Raw genomic sequence first — 19,837 nt, 5'->3', positions numbered from 1 at the left:
TTTCCAACAATCCCAAGTAGTACAACCAGTGTTACTTACTGGGCTTCCTTAACTATTTAAGAATACCGAATTTGCTGAACTAGATCAGTTAACCAAGCCAGCTTTTCAACCTTAACAACATTAACTAGTTTAGCTTCTTCGTCTGGTTAAGTATCTAAAGGCAGATTAAAAAGTTGGGCTAGCTTAACTGACTTGGGTAAAGCGCACTCGCCCCGATTCAGGTCTAGAAGACTGGAAGAGCTGATTACGCCCGCCGCTGACGCTCATGGCTGGTCGTTCCGGCTCGGCTGGCCTGACAGGGATAGTGTCTATCGGTGTTCCACCGAGGATCTCAATGATGAGCCGTTCGCCTTCAGATACGGGAACGGGCCTGGGTCGCTCGGTTTGGACTGTTCCAGTCAAGATGCGACGAGCCATTCGGTAATCTGCGCGGTTACCGTATTTTCGCGGATGGATTGGGTGCCGTTGGGGTTCAAGATCGGGCATGAGCGCTGATTGGCCAGGAGCTTGGCGTCGATCGCGTTCGACTGGGGGAGTGCTCATCCATTCGAGTTCGGCTTGCCACCATCCCCAAAGCTCGCGCTCGAGTGCGTAGCGCTGAGCCCGTTCAGCCAGTTTTCCCGACACACCACGAGCTGCAGCAGCACGATCACGTATATCGAGTTCGGTCTGGTTCCAGCCGTGCTGTGTGAGTCGCAGTACTCCAACCTCAGTGAGTTGCGTGAGTGTCTGAACGGTCATGCCCGCGTCAGTGCCTGAGAGCATAACTATGGCTCCAAGAGAGAGCGGTGTTTGTGAGCAACGTGAGTAGACGTTGCCAGCGTGAATTCCTAGACCACCACGTGTGAAGAGATCGTGAGCAGCAGCGTCAATGCGTGTTTGAAGTTTGAGAAGCAGGGCGTTACGAATTGCTGATCCAGCTTCCCGGGGGGCGGAGGGCGTTTGTGACCGACCCTTGTCAGGTTCCTTGTGGATAACAACTCCAGGGCCGATCTTCCAGTGCGCTCCGTGGGGGCCATCGGCTGCGCGAGTACGAATGATCCAGTTGTCTTCTGCAAGGCGTAGGAGTGCCGTACGGGCGGTTTCGCGGCCGATGCCGCACATGAGAGCCAGGCGGCGGGTATCGGCCTCGATGTCGGCTTTCAGGGCGCTGAGAGCTAGGAAACTGAGGGCGTCGAGTACGCGGCGATCGGCTGGGCCGCCGCCTGAGCTCCAGCGGCCGGGGGAGACGTCTGCACGCTGCTGCACCGCGCTCACGTGCTGGGCGATCGCTTGGGCGCGATCGTCGAACGTGACGTCGCGGCCAACTGCACGGCGCCCGCTCGCGATGTAGGCGACTGCACGAGCCCACTGGCGCCGCAGAATTTCGGCGCGCTGCTTCGGGCTGCGGGGGACGCGGCGGCCGTGGTCGTTGAAGGTACGGATGTGTTCGAGGCCGGGAGCGGTCTTCACCAGGCGTGCGATGTCCACGTGATGCCAGTGCGCTGCAGCTGCTGACGTCAGGATGCGCCACATGATCGCGCTGGCGTCTTCGCCTGCCACGTTCGTGCGCAGCGCGGCCTCAGCAGCGAGCGAGAGGTGCTGACGGGCGCCGGGAATGTACGGGTGCTTGCCGTCGTCCTGGGCGGTATCTGTGGCGTCGGCATCCTCAAGGCGTTGAGCGATCAGAGCGGCCGCCAGGGGCGCAATGTGCTCAGCGACCGCGGTGACCTGGGTGACAGTGCCCGTGGGGTGTGTGAGATCGTTCAACGAGCCCGTGAGGATCATCGATCTGCCGCCGTGGCGGTGTGGGGCGCCTGGCGGCCGCGCACATCCGTAGCCCTTGTTGGTAACTGGGGAGAGGTCGAGAGTGGTGTACAAAACTTTGGCGTCTTCAGCAAGACGACGTACCAGGCCGGCGTCGACGCCCTCCCTCAGCGCGATCCAGATGTGCAGACCGCCTTCGGGGCCGGACTGGCAGACGACGGGGGAGAGTCCGGCATCAGTGAGCACAGGAAGCAGCCCGGCCGCATCGGCTTCCGCTGCTGCAGCAGCCTCGGGGGTTTTCCCGTCGAGGTCGAGACAGATGAGCCGGAACTGGTGGCGCCTGTCGGTGAGGTAGATCGCCCACGGGAGCTCGGTAGCTTCAGCCGTGAGAGGGGATACTTCCCCGTACTGGTTGAGAATGGCGCCGTTTTCAACGGTCGCGACGCGCACCGTAGACCGTGGGCTGATCGCCCGTGAGAGTTCCCACGCTTCGAGCGTCGTCAGCTCGGGCTGAGGGTTCGCCGACGAAACGTCCCTCGCTTCCGGGACAACGTGAAATGAGCGTGTTATGATGAACTCGCTTTCATCAATTGAATACACCAAGGCCCCGGCGCCAACCGGTTCCTTACCTCGCTTGATCTCTCCGTCGCCAAACATTCGAGATCAAGCCTTAGCTTCTGAAACCCTCCGCCCGGCAAGGCGGGGGGTTTCCTCGTTTATGCGGCTCTCGGATGTGCCTCCTCAGGAATGTCGAGCTGGTTCTCCGGGACCCGCACGGGGGAGTACTGGGGCATGTTCAATGCCTGAGCCGCGAGTGCTACAAGGTAATCCCCGTAGTACATTCCTTGCTCGTCAGCATTGCGCTTCAGAATCGCTGCAAACTCTGCGGAGGGACGCGTCATGATGGCGCCACGATTGCCCTTGCTCGGTCGACCCGTTTTCGATGCCATGTCGCTATGTTGGCGCAGGTTCATTTCAGAAATGGAAAGACACACCGCGCCGCCCATTCTTTTCTCGCAAAACATGGCGCCGACTTCGGGGGGTGCTTACTCGAGGTCAGCATTCTCTGAGTGCTTCTATCGGGGGCGTTCGTGCCCATCGCTTCACAGGGCGAGGGGTTAAACGCACTGTTCCGGCAGCACATTCAAGCTCGAGCGCGAGGCCTTTGTGGGCGACAGTCGCCGTTATGCGGCCCTGCCCAGGGTTATCAACGCCATGACCTAGCTGAATCGGCGCCACAGCCGTGGCGCCGATGGTCACTGATGCTGTGAATGATCCTGGCACAGAATTTCCTTGCCAGGTATGATATATATCAGATTCCAGCAAGACTAGGAGGTGTGTGTGACCAAGTTGGAAAGACCGAGCCAAGAGAGCTCGTCTGCAGACAATGACAAGCAGGTGCTTAGCAACCGGGTGCGCATGCTGGTTGATTTGTGGGAGCTGGAGTCCAATAAACAGTTCACCTACCCCCAGCTTGCAGACTTCATGGAGTCGCGTGGGTTGCCACTTTCACGTCCCCGATGGTCCTACCTGCTCAACGGTACCGGGCACCTTGTCTCCGAAGAAGCTGTTCTGACTGCAATCTCCGATTTTTTTGGTACAAGCAGCGACTTTCTGGTTGATCTGCAGAGCGAGATCCCGCCAACGATCGTCGCGAAGCTCGAGTTCTTGAAAGGCTTAAGAGAGGCGCAGGTCGAGCGATTTGCTGCACGGGCGCTGTCTGGAGTCTCGCCTGAAACGTTGAACGAAGTCCTTTCTGCAATTCGAAGTTCTCGAGAGAAACGCACTAAGGAGCGGGATGAAACTCAAGGCAGTGCGTGAGGCGCTAAGCACTCTGGGTATCCGCCGAGCAAACACACTCGACGAAATTGTTGCGGCCATCAGTACCCAATATGGAAAACCGATCTATCTAGAAGCCCTTCCCTCTGGCGACTGGGGGTCCTTGACCGCGTTTCTTGATGAAGGACCCGATCATGTGACGGTGTTCTTCCGACTACAGGATTCACCTCAGTACCGGCTTCAATGCGTGTGCCATGAGCTTGGGCATTTGGTCATGGATACAGACTGTTCGCGAATGATTGATTCGTCGCTGGCAACAAAGGTCGGTGTGTCTGCCGGCACAATCCGGATGCAGGCGCGCGATCTCCGTAATACTGATGCAGAACGCGAGGTCGAAGAGTTCGCATATGCACTAGTTCAGCGACTTAGATCGCGAAGTTGGGCTCACTCGCGCGCTGGGGTGGTGCTGGCGTAGTGCTGATGCAATCCCCGTTAACTATCGCACTCGCGAGCGTCGTGCTGACCGTTCTTGGGCTCTTATCAGCCGTGCGGTTGCGAGCTCTCATCGCGCTATGGCAGCGAGATCGGGAACGGTACCGTGCTGCTTTCCCATCATGGGCAGCTTCCGTCTATGGGTTTTTGGCGATCATCGCTATGGGCTTGGTGATACCGCTCGCTGCGCTAGACCGTTTGCTTGGCGGGGTCAACGTCACCAACCTGCTCCAATCAACGCTTGCAGTGCTGGCCTTTTGGTACTTCCGTGATGCGGTGTGGGAAATAGTACGTCCCGACAAAAAACGCCGGCCCAAGTGGGTGCTACTCGGTTGCATTACCGCATTCGCAATACCGTTCTTCCTGATCACCGATCGTGCACCCACATCCACCCGGTTCATGGCCATGCACGTAGATCAAGTTGCCGCTGTCGCTTATAACTTCGTCTACTTTGCAACCCTGGCGTGGATCGTTGCCGACATGATCTGGGCATTGAAGAAGTGGGTCCAGCCGGTGAATCTACTGTTCACCCTCGGCCTCTCATTAGTTCTACTCTCCACGGTCGACCAGGTCGTGTATTACATCACTGCGCATTTCGAAGTGACCGATCACAGCACATTTCTTGAGGCCAGTTTCTTCGTGCTCTTCTTCGGGGGCATTCTGGTTGTCGCTGCCGGGTGGCTATTGATCTTGTGGACAGAACGCGAATACCTGGCACGCATCCGACTACGCGCCCTCTCTTTCCAGCTCGCTCTATTGTTGCTGCGCCTGAGAGAGGAGGTGCGGGACTGCCGACCAACATCTGCGAGAGTGCCCTACTCAGCACAGACCATCTCGGCCATACGTGTCCTCGGAATCACGCCTCTCTCATCGGTCATGATGGATCTGGTGGGAGCTGATGCGCATGAGACGGCGTACCGGCTAGTGATTCAGATTCGAAACTTCCTAACGGTTCACAACATTGAGCTGAGCAGCGAAGAGTCCTCACTCCTGGAGCGCGTTGAGAGCACGTTCCCCGGGGTAGGACCCATTCTCACCTCGGACGAATCTAAAGCTCTGCCACCCATCGCTTAATTGCAGTTTCTACCTCATCAGGAGATCGGTTCCATTCCAAAGTGTGATCTGCGTCGGCAATCTCACGGACAATGACCCTCTCGTTCCGCACCGCAAGTTGTCGACTCTGACCAATGGGGACCTCAGCGTCGCCCGGTGAATGGAGAACGAGAGTAGGTACAACGACCCTGCCGGCCGGAACTGTCCAGTCGAGCACGGAGAAATCTATCGGAGCATCGGCGCCCAGAGCTCGACAAAGGCGCGGATGACTCAGCGCGAACATCACCGTTTCTGCGACCCAGGCAGGGACTCTGGCTTGTTGTGCACCGTGCAGGATGGTTTGCCCCCAATCCGACGTCGGGGCGACGAGAACGAGCCCGTCAATTGCTCCTTTCAACACCCCACGTTCACTGGCGAGGAGTGCCATTCCTCCTCCCATCGACCAACCCATGAGGAGAATTCGTTTCGCTCCGTGAGAGCGTGCATACGTGATCGCCTCGTCCAGAATGGACAGCTCCTGCATGCCAAGCGTGCTGCTCGTATAAGGCGATGGATGCCCGTCGACTGAATCTCCACGATATGAAACGACTAAGGAGTGGTATCCGAGTTCCTGGAATGCGGGAACCCCCCGAAGCGGGCTTAGTCGTGTAGCACGGAGACCGTGAACATGAATGACCCAATTTGAGCCGTCCCCCTGGAAGTGCCAGGCGGGAAAGCTCCCGTGCACTGTTGTAAGCGTCGGTTCGACGAAGGGGTAGCCGAGGTCGACGGGTGTTTTGAAAACTTGCCCGGTCCATTCAACTCTGCTGGGTTGAACCGCGTCATATGGAGTCAAGAGTTCTCGTTCGATGGTCATCGCGGATTCATCGATGTGAAGGATTTGGCCGACACGCGCGTGGTGTGTTCGGTCGTCCCACCACAGCCCGTATTCACCAGGTCTGCGCGTTTGGGCATCAAGGGGGAGTCGGATTGTGTTCTCTTGGGGCCGCCAGTCCAGCACCGGTTTGAAAACCGGCGGCAATGTGAGTGCCACTATGCGGCGGGCAAAGTATCGAAGCGTGACAAAGAATCCGACCGCGATCGCCAATGTGAAAATCGTGACGATTACAACTACAGGCATGAAAACCAATGCGCTCTCCTTGGCCAGAACTCGGTGATGGTGGCAGGTTCAGGCAGAGCATATCTGGAGGATGTAGGGCACTGAAACCCTGAAGTAGAAAATTTCACACCTTACATGTAGGGTCAGTGTTACGAGCATCCTTACATGTAAGGATGTATGGATTCCAGGAAGGAGGGCCTCCCGGCCACAACCCCGTCCGCTTAAAAAACGGGGCCCCAGAGTTGCACCTCTGAGGCCCGTCGATATCCCGGAAGGAACATCAATTCGTGTCGCTATTACAAGACACGGACTCACGCGCAGTTGTAAAAGCTGGAAACTGTTCAACTGCTTGCGAGCCCGTTCATTCTTTCATGCGTGGTTCTGATTCATCAGAGGATCACCATTGAACGCCGCAATGGGCATGGGCGCCCAGATTATCCGCCCGCGACTTGCGTTCGAACGTGAGTTCGGTCAGCACCGTAACTGGTGGGTCCGCGACCCCCGCATCTGCGGGAACCCGCTCAGCATCTACCTCTACTTGCTCTCACATCAAGAGTCGATGATGCCCACCCAAACCCAAGCGCAGCAAGATCTCGGCTTGGGCGTATCAGCTTGGCAGTCGGCAAAGCGCCGGCTCCTCGACGCCGGCTTCATGATGGAGGTCCGAGACCGATACCCAAGCAATTACGTCGATGGCGAGGGCAAGCCTCGAGGCGGGCAGAAACGCTTCCGGCTGATTCTGGCTGACCCTGTCGAGGGTGCAGTTTCGGACCCTGCCGAGTCCGTGATTGAGGTCAACGAGCCGTACGAAGAGTACCTCGCAGCAGTGCAGGAACTCCAGTGCGGAAAATCCGCAGTGGCCGCTGAAACCCCAGATCACGCGGGCTACGGAAAATCCGCAGTGGCTGAAACCCCGACTGCGGATAATCCGCAGTCGAAGGAAAATCCGCAGTCCTTTAAGGAAGAGAAAACTAAACCTAGTTGGTTGGTTGGTTCTCTTTCGGAAAACCAGACCACCAACCAGACCGACCACGCGCGCGAGGCCGCGATCAACGCCGAGCTCGACGCGCTGCATCCCGACCTGTCGATCACGCTCGCGCAGATTCGACGCGAGGTAAACGACCGGGTTGTCCTCGACGGCATCGACGTGGTGCAGGCAGTTCGTGACACCGTGATTCGAGCGGCCGCGCGCGGCTCGCGGGTGGAAAACCCTGCGCTGTACGCGGCGATGGCCATCGTGCGGAATCCCGGGAGCTGGGCGATCGGCGTCGGCCCATCGCAACCGTTCGACCCAAACTCCGCGATGCCCGCGGCAGACGCGATGCAAGCCAGAGATTGCGAATCGGGAGATCACTGGTGGGGGCACGAAGGGATTCCCGAGCTCGAGCGGGCGCATTGCGTGAAGTGCGACCTCCCGAGACGGCAGGTCGATCCCTCGTTTGCTGCTTTGGAATCTCAGGAGCTCGAGAGCGGGGGTGACCGCTGATGGGGCTCGAGTGGCGCCGTGAAGTCGTTGCCGTTCGCTGCGAAGTGCGTTCGTGCCGTGCTCGCAAGCCGTTCACTTCTTCGGGGTCGAGTGATTCAACCTGGCATGACCATGTCGGGCAGCTTGATGACTTTGTCGGCGAGGGGTGGGCGATTGTGCTCAACGCTCAACTCAGGTCGTATTGCCCGGATCACGCGCAACGCGCGGCTCAGTGTTCCTGCAGGAGGCACCGCAATCGCGTGAATCTCTGCCCCGTACACGGCCCTGAGGGTGCCGCGTTGCTCTGGGATTCGTCCCACATTCCATTCGAAGTTTCTACGTTTTTGAAGGTCGCATCATGAATCAAACTCTCCTCCCCGAGAACGTCACCATCCGTGCCGCCGAGCTCGAAGTGGCCTCGATCATCATGCTTGAGCGCCAACGCAAGGTTGACCCCGAGCATGTCGCATTCATTCGAGCCTCAGTTGCTGAACTGGGCTATCAACTGGTTCCCATCGTCGTCTCGGAACGGAGCAACGGGACCCTCGTGCTCATTGACGGCGCCCATCGCCTCGTGGAAGCCGGTGACAGCGGCCGGTCGACGATCCGCGCAGAGGTCTACCGTGGCCTCACCCTTGAACAGGAGCAGCTGCTTCAGCACGTCGCCAACAGCACGCGGAAGAACCTGTCTGCTGCCGAGCTTCTCTGGGCATATGAGACTTTCGAGGCTCCGCTCTACGAGTTCCGGGCGCGGCAGAACCAGCTCGCGGGGCTCAAGCGAGGAACCGAAGACCCCGTTCCCGGTAATACCGGGAACGGGGAGACGGCGCCGGCGCCGATGTCGATGTCGATGTCGATGTCGAAGGATGAATACGCCAAAGAACGCACCGGCAAGGGACTCGACTACCTGCGCAAAACGGCCGCCGTGAGAGACATCGCAGAGGACGAGACGCAGCCTCCAGAGGTTCGCGAAGTGGCGCAGCGCGGATTCGACAAGCTCCAGAAAGTCGGGACGAGTCCAGACCCAATTTTCAAGGCAGTCATGAAGCACAAAGAAGCCGTCGAGCTCCGCCAGCTCGACCCGGAGGTCGCCAAGTTGCAGGCTGCAGAGAAGCGTCTCGATGAGGTCGTGATTGAGACCACGCTGTTGCAAGAGAAACTCGATGGCGATCTGGGCGAAGTACTCACGATGGCCGCGAACAAGAACGCTATGGGGCGCGAGCAGCTGCGTGGGGTGCGCGTTGCCCTCACACACGCGCTGTCGGCTGTCGTGATTCTTGAATGCGAGATCGAAGGCGACCCTGCTGCAAACCTGCGTCAGATCGGCACCGAGGTTACGAAGCTGCTCTCAGAGTTGTCCGTGAAGAAGCTCGGGTTGGAGGCCACTCATGCGTGATGTGGTGAAGTTCGATACGTGGCGTCAGCGCGCGTTCCTGACGAGATTCGCGGACGAGGGGTGCAATGCGCTGAAGACGGCCGAGGGTATGGCGTTCATCGAGCAGTTGCATGAGTTCTTCGCTCCGAGCATGGTTGGGATCGCGATGAGCTGGGGTTACCACTGCGAGAACGATGACGTCGTGAACATGATCATTGAACGTCTCCTCTCAACGCTCTCCGAGACGGAACGGTGCCCGGTGCGGTACGCGGCGACGTCGGAAGATCCCTGGGCGTACCTGTGGGCGTGCACGGTGCGGTGGGGGCATGAAATGCGCGGTACGCGCGGTGTTGCGCTTGAGCACGCTGAGTTCCTTCCCAGCCCCGCGCCGGATGAGGTGTCGATGACGCCTCTGGAGGACGTCGTGGATCTCACGTTCGCCGTGGTGGCTCAGGTTACCGAGGCGAAGTACCACGCGCCCGTGCGGAATCTGCTCGGCTGGTTGGCTGCGAACCCTCCGCAGCGGCTCTCGTATGAGCTTGATGATCGCATCGCTGCTCACCGGCATTGCCCGGAGCTCTCGATCGAGCAAGTGATCGCGGTGATGAAGATCGCACGCGGCTCTCGCCCGAACGTCGAGGAAACGAGCCTGATGGGGCAGTTCCTCCTCGATGACCAGTTCCAGGTATCCCGGTCGTGCTCGCACATGCGCGCAGTGACTCACTTCAAGAACCGGTTCCGTGCTGGCGTGAACGGTTCCCGCGATCTCCGAGATTGGGTGGCGTGATGACGATGTGGAATGAGGCAGTGATGCTCGCAACCGGCATGTCTAGCTTGGAAGTGATCGTGCAGTTCCTGCTGGTGCTGGTGCCTTTCGCTGTGGTGTTCACGATCGTGTGGATCGTGATGGTCGTGCTCCAGGCGAATGCTTCCGACGCACTCACCCAGTTCGAGGAAACCCTTGAAGCGGCACGTGAAGAGGATGAGGCGTACTGATGGCAAAGAAGACGCGCACCTGGGCACACGTGCTCACGCTCGGGATCCCGCTCGCGGTCGTCGGCGTCGCAGCAATGGCCGTCTCCTACGCGACGCTGATTGACGTCGCTGCGGTGAACGGGCTGCCGCTGCCGGAGTTGTTCCCGGTCATCATCGACGTCGGTTCGATCTCGTGCATGGTCGCGGCGGCCAGGTCGAAGAACGAGGGCACCAGGGGGCGCTGGCTGTCTCACACGACGTTCTTCCTGCTCTCGGTGGTGTCGATCATGGCGAACGCATCGCATGCCGGCCGTGCGGCAGACCTCGCGCTCACGAGCCCATGGATTGCGGCCTTGATCGCCGCGGTGCCGCCGTTTGTGATGCTGTCGGTCACGCACCAGGTGATGATGACGGTCCCGGACGAAAAAGAACGCGCACGGATCCGTGCCGCACGCGAACGTCTCGACGCTGCAGCGGTGAAGCGCATGCCCGAGGCTCCGGCCGTCGACGCCGGGCGACCGGCGCCGGCGCTGGGCGTCACGGCGTCGGCGGTGTCCGTGCCGCAGCGGCCGGTCGTGATGGCCGCGCACACCGTGCCGGCGGATACGCACCTTGAGGACACGGTGCCGGTGCCGCTGCGGATCGTGAGCGACGATACCGGTGAGATCCCGGAGGCAGTGGTTCGCGATCGCGTGCTCGAGTTCGTCGACGCCGAGCAGAAGCGCCCCACGGGCAAGCTCGTCGGCGAATGGTTGGGCGGAAAGACGCCAAAAACCGGGCAGCGGTTCCTCAAAAAGATGGAGGACGAGGGCGACTTCGATACCGTGCCGGAGCTGCTCGCCGCGCCGTAAGCAAAAAGAAAACTATGAATCATCTATGCCTGTGTGTATCTTAGATACGCAATGGTTACCTTGGGGAACAGGACAACATGAACAACGAAGTGATAAACGCTGAGAGTGACGCTGTCGCTCCGAAGCGCTCGACGAAGAAGCGCAATACCTGGATCGCTGCCGGCGTCGTCGCGGCCCTTGCCGTGGGCGGTGCGATCGCCACACCGTTCCTGCTGCAGCAGCAGCGCGACAACCAGTGGCAGTCGCTGCGCGCGGACCTGAAATCGACGCTCGGCAAGACCGTGGGTGCCGAGGGCGACCTCGAGGCGGCGCTCGCGCTGAGCAGCCTGCAGTACACCGAAGCGTCGACGTTCGTGAAGAACGTGCGCGAGCTCGGGAAGGCTGCCGATCCGATCTTCACGAAGGATCAGGCGAAGAGCCTCTCCCAGACCGCCGACACCGCACAAAAAGCGCTCGGTGATGCCCCGGAGAAGTCCGATCAGCGCACCGCGGCGGTGAAAACAGTTGAGGCGGAGGTGAAGCAGCTCCGCGAGGCTGACAAGGCCGCAGCGACCAAGGCCAAGAAGGCGAAGAAGGACGCCCCGAAAACGACCGCGCCCGGCTCGTACCTTGCGCTTTCCGGCGACGACGTGCGTGATCTGATCGCGGACACGAAAGACGCCAATGTCGATCTTCCGAAGAAGCCCGAGCACATCAGTGACGAGGATCTGAACGCAGCGGAGAAGGCGCTCCGTAAGGCGAAGTCCGTCCTGAAAGAGGTGCGGGCCGCGGTGAAGTCGGAAGCTGGCTTGTCGACCAGGTACACGGATGCGGTGGCGGGGAGTCTGCCGGCGCTCGTGAAGGTGTCGGATCAGGCGCCGAAGCAGGCGAAGTCCGTGGTCGCGGGCGCCCCGAAGGCGGCAGCCGAGGGGAAGGTCGTTACGGCGTCAGCGAAGTCCGTGAAGGTACTCGCAGACGATGACGCGGTGACCGCGCTCAGCCTGCAGCGGAAGCTCTCCGAGTACGTGAGTGCGGCGAAGAGTGCTCAGAAGACGCAGACCGATCAGGTCGCGGCCGAGGCCGCTGCAGCGGCAGCTGCTGAGAGCGGTGCAGCGTGGGATGGTGGCGCGGAAGCTGCCTGGAACGGGCAGGACGCTGGCACGGGTGCCGGGTATGACGCGGGCTGGAATAGCGGCGGCGGGAACGGTGGCGGAAGCTACGACACCGGTTGGAACAACAACGGCGGCGGTGACCAGACCTGGACCCCGCCGGTCGACACCGGCAACGGTGGCGGTGGTGGAGAGACGTGGACGCCTCCTGCTGACACCGGTAACGGCGGCGGTTCCTCGAGCGGCGGAGGCGGCGGTGGGGGCGGTACGACGCCCGCCACGAGCTGCCCGCCCGGAACCTACCCAACCGGGTCATGGGACAACATCACTGGCGTCCACTGCTTGGCGAACGGCACGGATGAAGGCTGGTGAACTGATTCACCCGTAGAAGCGGGGCGTGACACTTCGGTGTTGCGCCCCGCTTTGTCGTTGGTGCGCGCGGTCTTTCATCTATGGGCTGTAGGCGGCATTCCGTCTGCGATTCTGACTGGAAAGGCCTTTCATGTCATCGACTGAAAAGGGAGCGTTCACACGTCGTGAGCGCCGCAAACGACAGGGCACTGCCCGTCGTGCCAGCGCACTCGTGCTCACTGGCTTGATCGCTGCAACCGGTGTCGGGATCGGCACCGTGGTGATCCCCGCACAGGTAGCTCTCGCTGCCACCCCCGGCGCCGGCCTCTACGACGGCACCGGCGTCGGTATCGGCGCACTCGTCCACACCGACGGCACCATCGTGTACTGCCTCGAAATGGGGCAGATCGTGCCGTCCGGCACCGACGCACCCCTGGTCCCCGTCGCAGGCGTTGAGGGGTACACGTTCCAGGGCTGGTTCAACGGCTACCTGGGCCTCAATGGCGCATCCGGTTCCGCAGGCGACCTCACCGCGTCTGACACGCAGGCGCTGACGTACATTCTCGGGAACTACGGCACCACGACCGATAACAGCCAGGCTGCCGCGGTGCAGCTGGCGGTGTGGGATCTGCGCAGCGCGCAGGGCGACGCCGGCTACCAGAGCACCATCGCCCAGGTGAAGGCATCGCTGGCATCCAAGGGCTACCAGAGCGTCGTCGACTACGCGGCCGCGATGATCACCGAGGGTCGCGCGTACGCTGCGAACCCGGGAGGCGGCAGCGGCCCGGCCGTGCAGCCGAACGCTCCCGTCATCACCCCGACTGGCGCGTATGCGGGCTACGTGGCCGCTGAGGCGGGCACCTCGACGATGACGATCGACAACGGCAAGTACATCGCGCAGGCCGGCGTCGACGTCTCCGCAGACGGCAAGACCGCGACCATCACCGATGGCGCAGCACACCAGCTCCAGTGGGAGGGCGTGCCACCCGAGGGGTACGAGTTCGGTCGCTACTACCGCGTCACGTTCAACGGCAGCTACTCGTACACCGTCTCGACTGCCGGCGAGCTCGTCGTGTCCGACCAGGGCGGCCTCAACCAGAAGATCGGCATCGGCCGCCCCGCCACATCCGAAACCCGCACTGGCGATTTCAGCGCACAGTACGTCGACCCGGATACCTTCTGGGCTCCGACGCTGACCTCGAACACAGTCACGAAGCAGGTCAAGAAGGGCGAGAAGTACTCCGACACCCTCGACTTCGCAGCCGACCCGACCGTGGGATCGGGTATCTGGCGCTGGCAGTTCGGCGCAAACGGCAAGAAGCGATATGCACCGATCACCGCCAAGGGCACGGCATACGGCCCGTTCCTGCAGGACCCTGCTGAAAACCCTTCGGGCACGCCGCCGAAGAACGCCCCCATTGCGGCAACCGCCGAGATCACGACGTCGACCGATGACGGCCCGAACACCACGTACACGGTGGAGTCGAAGGAGGTCGCGAAAGAGACCGGCTACATCACGTGGGTGTGGGAGATCGACTACAAGGATCAGCTTGACGCGATCGTCAACCCAAAGCCGATTGCGGGAACGGCTTCCTCGTCGCTGCCGGAGAAGTATCACTTCACGGATGGGTACGGGCAGAAGAACGAGTCGCAGTGGACCCCCACCGAGCTCGAGTTCAAGACCAAGCTCTCGGCTGATGAAATCGGTATCGGGAACGACTACACCGATGAGGTCGAGGTGAAGCTCGCCGGTGGCGGCGGTTGGCTCCAGACCGGTGGCAAGCGCACCCCCGCAACGCTCCGCGGCACCGTGTACGGCTCTGAGACGAAGCCGGAGCAGCAGAAGACCGCTCCGAAGGATGCTGTTGTGCTGCAGACGACCACGATGACCGCTGACACCCCGGGCCAGAAGCGCACGTCGGACGTGCTCTCGGTCCCGATCGACGCACAGTACAACTACCTCACGGTGCAGTGGTGCGTGCTTGACGAGGATCAGACCGGTGCCGCGAAGGGCAAGTTCCTCGACGCCTGTGACGATTACGGCGTGCCGTCGGAGACCGCGAAGGTGCTCCGCCCCGAGGTCACCACGCAGGCGCAGGAGACCGGCGCTGTGAAGGGCGACATCCAGGACGTCGCGAAGATCACCGGCGCACTGCCGTCGACCAACCAGTGGGATCTCGCAGTCGACTTCACCGCGTACCTCAAGCCCGAGGCCGGCCAGCCCAAGTACGACGAGAACTGGAAGCCGATCGTCGACGAAGCCGGCGTCACCGCGGTGTGGACCGAGGCCGAACTGAACGACCCTGCTGCGGTCTGTGCTGCACAGCCGGTCGCTCACACCGAGAACGTCGCTGTGACGAAGATCGGTGAAGTGAAGTCGCCCAAGGTAAAGGCTGAGACCGCCGGCACCGTGTACTGGGTGGAGGAACTGACCGCCACGCCGAAGGGTGGCGGCGACGAGCTCGTCCTGCACACCGGCAAGTGCGGCCTCCCGAACGAGACCACGATGGTGGAAAACCCGAAGGTCACCACCCAGGCGATCGAAGAGGGTGCCGTGCGCGGCAACATTCACGATGTCGCTGACGTCGAGGGGCCGCTGTCGGATCGCCCCGAGGTGAAGTACGAGGTCGATTTCACGCTGTACCTGAAGCCCGAGGCCGGCCAGCCGAAGTACGACGAAAACTGGGAACCGATCATGGACGCCGACGGCAACCCGGTCCTGTGGACCAAGGCTGAAGTCTCGAACCCGGACGCGGTGTGCGAGGCGCAGCCCGTCGCGCAGACGAAGCCGGTCAAGGTGACTGGCCCCGGCAAGGTGACCTCACCTGACGTCGTTGCGAACTCCGAGGGCACCACCTACTGGGTCGAGGATCTGAAGGTTGTGGACGGCGACGAGCCGCCCGTGTCGCTGCACCGCGGCAAGTGCGGTCTCCCGAACGAGACCACCAAGGTCAAGGAGCCCACGGTCCACACCGAGTCGGCGGGCACCGTGAACGTCGGTGACGAGATGTTCGACACCGCAATCGTTGAAGGGCCCCTGTCGGATCGCCCCGAGGTTGAGTACAAGGTCACGTTCAAGGCGTACACGCGCTCGGCTGACGAGCAGATGGTGTGCTCGACCGAGAACGAGATCGCTGATTTCGAGGACGCGACAGGTGTGAAGGTCGACAAGCCCGGCCGCTACGACTCGAACAAGGTCGTCACCCGTGAGGAGCACGTGGGCCTGGGCGGGTACGTCGAGACCCTGATTCGTGTCGAGGACGGCAAGGAGACCGTGGTGCACGTCGGTAAGTGCGGTGAGACGAAGGAGAACTTCGAGATCAAGCCGAAGCCGGCCCTCGCACTTACCGGTGGCCCTGGCGCACTCGCTGCGGGAGTCGCGGGCGCGCTGCTGCTCGCTGGTGGTGCCGCGATGGTACTGCTCCAGCGTCGCCGCAAGCTCGCAGCCGCGAACGAGGGTGCGGAGGTGATCGGCTAACTCGTTCCCTGAACACGACAGTGCCCCTGTCCGGGTTTTCGCCCGGGCAGGGGCACTGTCGTGTTTCCAGGCTTACGAGATCGGGACGAAGCGGTTCACGGCGTCGACCAGGCGGGTGAATTCGATGATCTGCAGGGCGAGAGCGATCCGTGCGCCGGCGATGAGGAGCGCCGTGGCGTAAGTGCCGGCACCGAGCAGAGCGTTGAGCACGGCGATGCGGATCACGAAGCCGAAGAACGAGCGCGGGATGAGTAGGCGACGCATGGTGTACCTCCAAGGGTGCGGGGCGCTGTGGCCCCGCACCTGGTGGTCCTAGTGGTGGGTGGTGGGCTTCGCGAGGGCGGGAAGCACCCAGGTCCGGTAGATCGCGGCACCCCACACGAGCGGGATCAGGATGATCGCTGACGTGGTGCCGATCTCGTCGGGGGTCATCGTGCGTTCCCGTCGTGGTCGACGAGCTTGAACCCGGCGATGCGCAGCAGTTCGGTGATGAGGTTGTGCGCGGCCGCGAGCTCGCGGTCGTTCGAGTCCCCGTGCGCGGCGTCTGAGTGCTCAGCGCAGAGTTCCTGGAGTCGATCAAGGTCGACGTCGGGGCGCTCCTCGGTGGCCACGAGCGTCGGTGCGGTGTCGCCGAACGCTCCCGCGTTGAGGTCGTGCTGACGGGCGATCGCTCGCACCTGGGCGAGGTCGGTGTAGTCGAGGCCGGCCGAGTAGATCGCATCGTTGACGGCAGCAACCGTGTCAGCTCCGGAGCGGTCGGTGTCGAACCCCCAGAGGCACATGATGTGTGCTCCGAGTGCGGCGAGCTTGATCGTGTAGTCGGTGGTCATGGTGTGTGCCCTTTCTCTCATCCCTCCCCTCACGTTTTCTTGCCGTGAAGGCACGAATGTGCCTGCAGGACGTGCAGCTCGGAAGGGGTACGCAGCGGGGCTCCCGCATGGCGTCAGACATGCGAGAGGGACGCGACAAGCAGGGGCGCGTAAGCGGTTCTGCGACCGTGCGCCTGGAGAGCGGAACGTCCGTATGCTGCCGAAGGCTTCGCGGCAAGAAAACGGGGCGAAGCCCCAGAAGGGAGGGGCCGGCTTGCCGGCGTCGACCAGGAGCAGCCCGTCAGGGGTGCTCATTCCCGCGCAGCGGCATGTGCGCGCGTGACGGGTTCGTGAAGGTATGACCCACTTGAACCTGACCCACGCACGTGTTGACCGCGCAGCCGCACACAGAACTGACGTCCTCGCACAACGCGATGCAGCAGCCACGCAAGCCGCAGCCGTTCAGCAAGACCTTGATGATCAGCACCGCGCCCAGCAACGTCTTCAGGCATTGAGTACGCTGCTCACTTCCGATGGTTCCTGCGATCACGTCTCGTTTGAAGATGATCGCCTAACCGTTGAGGTGCACGACGCGGACCCACGCTTCTGGACCCACGCAGCCACCGCGGCGCTATACGGAGGCGCTTCATGGGTGGGTGTGTACGTGCTCCCACCGCTCATCATCGGCGACGGCACACTGCCCCCTCACCCGGTCGAGGGTGTGGGGCTCATCTTCCTGCTTATGGTGGTCTGGGGCCTGGGCTGGGTCGGATTTCTTGTCGCAGCGGTCAAGGCGATCTTCTTTCTGTTCACGCTCTTGCGCCGTCCGATGCGTGTTCGCGCGGTGGTGACTCCTGGCGACCGCTATGTGGAGCGGTTGGCGGCCGTCGACGTCAAGAAGAGCGTCGGTGACCGTCGCCGCTACCTCGCTGGGGTGTTGCGCTGGGTCAAGGGTGCGAGTGTCACTCGTGACCCGTCGATTCTCGGCCGGGTATTCGGGATGGGGCGCAAGGCATGACCCACTTGAACCTTACCCACACCCGAATCGTTCGTGCATGCCGGCGCAGGGCCGCGCAGGCTCCACTGTCTGTAGCAGAGCAGGCCGAGCAGGATCAGTTGATCCTGATGCACGCGCAGCAACGTCGCGAGCTCGAATACCTCCATGAGAAGCTGCGGCGTGTAGGCGGTTACCGGATGGCGCTCACCAATGAACTTTTGAGCATCACGGCCACCGCGCGGCGTTGGCAGTTGCTCTCGACGGGCGTGTTCTGTCTGCTGGGCGGAGGGTACTCGCTCGTCCTGGTCAGCGGTTTCTCGCAGCCTGTGCTGATGCTCTTGTTCGCGGCGATGCTGCTGAGTTTCGGGTGCGTTTGGATCCGCCAGTTCATGACAGAGCGGCCCGCTCGAGTGTCTTCGGTTCTCGCTGCGGGTGACCCGATGGTGGCTGAGCTCACCGCATGGGTTGAAACTGTCCGGCCTGAAGCGCGGCGGAATCATCTGTTCCGCGAGCTGAGCGCGCTGCAAGGGGCGACGGTGGATGTTGCGCCGTCGTTCTGGGATCGCTTCATGAACGCGGTGCGCCGTGGTGCGTGAGCGCGGTGGTCGCCCGTCCGAGCCAGAGGCCCCGGTCTCCGATTTCGCGGCGGAGGAAATGCGGGCAAAACCCGCTCTCCCGATCGACTGGATGGCGCTCGATACTGATGAGCGGGTCGAGATTTTACAGAACGTGCTCGGGGTGTGGGTGCCCCGGATGGTGCGTGAGTTCGGCCTGAATGCTCAGGTCGTACCGCCGTGCTGGTACCGGCATCCCCCAATGATTCACGAACTGCTGGCGCTGTACCAGTACCGGCAGCAGCAGCAGTTCTTCGAGGAGATGCCAGGGCCGGCGTCAGCAGGGCTCGATTTTCAGTACCAGTTCTGGTTGTGGCGCTCACGGATGCGGGAGTGGGCCGGTGCGTCTCGGTGCAACGAGACGCAGCACAACCCGCACATCGTGCAGGAGTGGGCCGACCCGAACCACGTCGAGTCAGCGACCTGGGGTGTCGGCCTCGACGAGCACTGCCACGAACTTCTGGCCTTCCCTTCCCCTACGACCCCTCTTCACACGATTGAGAACGGAGCACTCGAATGAACCGATTGCAGAGCAACTGGAAGAAATGGCGGCCGCGCCTGGTCGCGGCCGGCGCCGCCGGGTTCGTGATCGCACTGCTCGCGGTGACGATCGCCGTCATCGTCGGGCCAGGCACCGACGACGACAAGACAGCAGCGAAACCGTCGCAGAGTTCAACCACGCCTGCAGATCCGGGCACGGAGAAGCCCGATACCGCAGCCGATACGTCCGAAACGGAGGCTCCGGCGCCCGAGTTCGACGCTGACGGCCTGGTCCCGATGGAGGTCACGACCGATCCCCGAGTTGCGGCAGCGTCCGCAGCGCAGGTGTTGATGTCGGTGGACACCACGAAGGTGCAGTGGGTAGACGACTTCCGTGAAGAATCACTCGCACGGGTCATGCGCCCCTCCCCTGACTATGTGGGGCCGGGAGCAGGGTTCTCCGTCAAGCAGTTTGGTGGCGACACGATCACGGGCGACGAGTACATTGCGCGAGCTCCGCAGCTTCTCGCCGACATGGACTACTCGCCGTCTGGCTGGTGGTGGATGCTCGGCGATGCCGCGAGCTTCGGCGGGTACACCTCGTATGGTGCGACCATCCTTTCTCGCGCGGTCGACGTGTACGACAAGGCCGAAATGGATGCGTACGCGGGTGATCCGTATTGGACGAAACCGGCTGACGGGATCACGGTCGACATCGACCCCGAAGCGTCATTCGGACTGTACTGGGTGCGTGTGGAGACCACCACGACGACTGGTGGGGATCAGTCGACGGTGCGGAACCCGGTCGCGTTGGCCATCTACTGTGATGCGCCCTCAGATGGTGGGACATGTGGCGTGATCGGGCTTATGACGCGGTATCCCGACGCTTGGAAGACGGACTACTAAGTGGCTGCACCGGTCGCGGCAAAAGTCGCTGTGAACGTCGCCCAGTCCAAGACTGGGCGACGCCTCATTGCGGGCGTACTGGCGCTGGTACTCGCCATCGTCCTCATGCCCGTCATGATCGTCGGCGGTGCGGTCATGACGATCGCGGCCGCAGGCACCGGCGGGAGCGGCACGTGCACGGCGCCCACTGCGACCGATAAGTACTCGAGTGCGCAGCTCGCCAACGCACAGGCCATCCAGCAGGCCGCTACCGACCTTAAGGTGCCCGCGGGCGGGGTG

The 19,837-nt window shown here is 61.9% G+C and carries 20 protein-coding genes and 1 pseudogene; 15 read left to right on the top strand and 6 right to left on the bottom strand.

All coding sequences use genetic code 11. The annotated features are described in order from the left end of the window. Positions 1–183 precede the first annotated feature (183 nt). Together CH42_RS16435 and CH42_RS14440 are read right to left on the bottom strand one after the other, a co-directional pair. Positions 184–2,403 (bottom strand): hypothetical protein, encoded by a 2,220-nt coding sequence (locus CH42_RS16435; RefSeq protein ID WP_156322597.1) that lies wholly within the window; start codon positions 2,401–2,403, stop codon positions 184–186. 59 nt (positions 2,404–2,462) lie between these two features. Continuing rightward, positions 2,463–2,696, bottom strand: coding sequence for a hypothetical protein (locus CH42_RS14440; protein WP_053353910.1), 234 nt, complete (start codon positions 2,694–2,696; stop codon positions 2,463–2,465). A gap of 391 nt (positions 2,697–3,087) precedes the next feature. On the opposite strand from CH42_RS14440, the gene CH42_RS14435 reads away from it, so the two are divergent. The 3 genes from CH42_RS14435 to CH42_RS14430 are packed head-to-tail and all read left to right on the top strand — an operon-like array spanning position 3,088 to position 5,091. Next, on the top strand, positions 3,088–3,567 hold the full coding sequence (locus CH42_RS14435; protein WP_053353909.1) for a hypothetical protein: 480 nt from the start codon (positions 3,088–3,090) through the stop codon (positions 3,565–3,567). Then, positions 3,545–4,000 (top strand): hypothetical protein, encoded by a 456-nt coding sequence (locus CH42_RS16430; RefSeq protein ID WP_156322596.1) that lies wholly within the window; start codon positions 3,545–3,547, stop codon positions 3,998–4,000. Before CH42_RS14435 ends, CH42_RS16430 begins: the two co-directional genes overlap by 23 nt. Next, the gene (locus tag CH42_RS14430) at positions 4,000–5,091 is read left to right on the top strand and encodes a hypothetical protein (protein ID WP_156322595.1); all 1,092 of its coding nucleotides are present in this window, start codon (positions 4,000–4,002) and stop codon (positions 5,089–5,091) included. Before CH42_RS16430 ends, CH42_RS14430 begins: the two co-directional genes overlap by 1 nt. Here the strand turns inward: CH42_RS14430 and CH42_RS16100 are convergent. Next, positions 5,066–6,190, bottom strand: coding sequence for an alpha/beta hydrolase family protein (locus CH42_RS16100; protein ID WP_239684074.1), 1,125 nt, complete (start codon positions 6,188–6,190; stop codon positions 5,066–5,068). The genes CH42_RS14430 and CH42_RS16100 overlap by 26 nt on opposite strands. A gap of 382 nt (positions 6,191–6,572) precedes the next feature. Between CH42_RS16100 and CH42_RS14425 the strand changes: the two genes are divergently transcribed. From CH42_RS14425 to CH42_RS14395, 7 genes are all read left to right on the top strand, one after another. Then, positions 6,573–7,655 (top strand): hypothetical protein, encoded by a 1,083-nt coding sequence (locus CH42_RS14425; protein ID WP_156322594.1) that lies wholly within the window; start codon positions 6,573–6,575, stop codon positions 7,653–7,655. A 337-nt stretch (positions 7,656–7,992) separates the two neighbouring features. Continuing rightward, positions 7,993–9,030, top strand: a complete 1,038-nt coding sequence (locus tag CH42_RS14420; RefSeq protein WP_053353906.1) for a hypothetical protein — start codon at positions 7,993–7,995, stop codon at positions 9,028–9,030. Then, on the top strand, positions 9,023–9,796 hold the full coding sequence (locus tag CH42_RS14415; RefSeq protein WP_053353905.1) for a hypothetical protein: 774 nt from the start codon (positions 9,023–9,025) through the stop codon (positions 9,794–9,796). Before CH42_RS14420 ends, CH42_RS14415 begins: the two co-directional genes overlap by 8 nt. Then, positions 9,796–10,005 (top strand): hypothetical protein, encoded by a 210-nt coding sequence (locus CH42_RS14410; RefSeq protein ID WP_053353904.1) that lies wholly within the window; start codon positions 9,796–9,798, stop codon positions 10,003–10,005. The genes CH42_RS14415 and CH42_RS14410 overlap by 1 nt, the downstream gene beginning before the upstream one ends. Then, positions 10,005–10,835, top strand: coding sequence for a DUF2637 domain-containing protein (locus tag CH42_RS14405; RefSeq protein WP_053353903.1), 831 nt, complete (start codon positions 10,005–10,007; stop codon positions 10,833–10,835). Before CH42_RS14410 ends, CH42_RS14405 begins: the two co-directional genes overlap by 1 nt. A gap of 77 nt (positions 10,836–10,912) precedes the next feature. After that, positions 10,913–12,295: a hypothetical protein gene (locus CH42_RS14400; RefSeq protein ID WP_053353902.1), complete on the top strand. Its 1,383-nt coding sequence runs from the start codon at positions 10,913–10,915 to the stop codon at positions 12,293–12,295. 130 nt (positions 12,296–12,425) lie between these two features. Further along, positions 12,426–15,752 carry a hypothetical protein gene (locus tag CH42_RS14395; protein WP_053353901.1) on the top strand — a complete coding sequence of 1,109 codons (3,327 nt, stop codon included), beginning with the start codon at positions 12,426–12,428 and terminating at the stop codon, positions 15,750–15,752. Positions 15,753–15,824: 72 nt separating this feature from the next. On the opposite strand, the gene CH42_RS14390 is transcribed toward CH42_RS14395, so the two are convergent. The 3 genes from CH42_RS14390 to CH42_RS14380 form a co-directional block, all read right to left on the bottom strand. Beyond that, entirely contained in the window at positions 15,825–16,016 is a 192-nt protein-coding gene (locus CH42_RS14390; RefSeq protein ID WP_053353900.1) for a hypothetical protein, read from the bottom strand. 164 nt (positions 16,017–16,180) lie between these two features. Beyond that, complete coding sequence (locus tag CH42_RS14385) at positions 16,181–16,582, bottom strand: hypothetical protein (protein WP_053353899.1); 402 nt, start codon at positions 16,580–16,582, stop codon at positions 16,181–16,183. A gap of 280 nt (positions 16,583–16,862) precedes the next feature. Then, positions 16,863–17,111 (bottom strand): hypothetical protein, encoded by a 249-nt coding sequence (locus tag CH42_RS14380; RefSeq protein ID WP_053353898.1) that lies wholly within the window; start codon positions 17,109–17,111, stop codon positions 16,863–16,865. Between the two features lie 114 nt (positions 17,112–17,225). Here CH42_RS14380 and CH42_RS14375 point away from each other — a divergent pair, with 114 nt between their 5' ends. The 5 genes and pseudogenes from CH42_RS14375 to CH42_RS14355 form a co-directional block, all read left to right on the top strand. Beyond that, complete coding sequence (locus tag CH42_RS14375; protein ID WP_156322593.1) at positions 17,226–17,579, top strand: hypothetical protein; 354 nt, start codon at positions 17,226–17,228, stop codon at positions 17,577–17,579. Continuing rightward, positions 17,576–18,154, top strand: coding sequence for a hypothetical protein (locus tag CH42_RS14370; protein WP_053353896.1), 579 nt, complete (start codon positions 17,576–17,578; stop codon positions 18,152–18,154). Before CH42_RS14375 ends, CH42_RS14370 begins: the two co-directional genes overlap by 4 nt. A gap of 58 nt (positions 18,155–18,212) precedes the next feature. Next, positions 18,213–18,692 carry a hypothetical protein gene (locus tag CH42_RS14365; RefSeq protein WP_239684071.1) on the top strand — a complete coding sequence of 160 codons (480 nt, stop codon included), beginning with the start codon at positions 18,213–18,215 and terminating at the stop codon, positions 18,690–18,692. Continuing rightward, positions 18,689–19,558, top strand: coding sequence for a hypothetical protein (locus CH42_RS14360; protein WP_053353894.1), 870 nt, complete (start codon positions 18,689–18,691; stop codon positions 19,556–19,558). Before CH42_RS14365 ends, CH42_RS14360 begins: the two co-directional genes overlap by 4 nt. Continuing rightward, positions 19,559–19,837: pseudogene (locus CH42_RS14355) on the top strand (M23 family metallopeptidase); the annotation flags it as partial.

Origin of the sequence: Leucobacter musarum subsp. musarum, assembly GCF_001273845.1 — a bacterium.
Lineage (GTDB): Bacteria > Actinomycetota > Actinomycetes > Actinomycetales > Microbacteriaceae > Leucobacter > Leucobacter musarum.
Note: the sequence above shows the minus strand (reverse complement) of the source record. Positions and strands in the feature narration are given on the sequence as shown.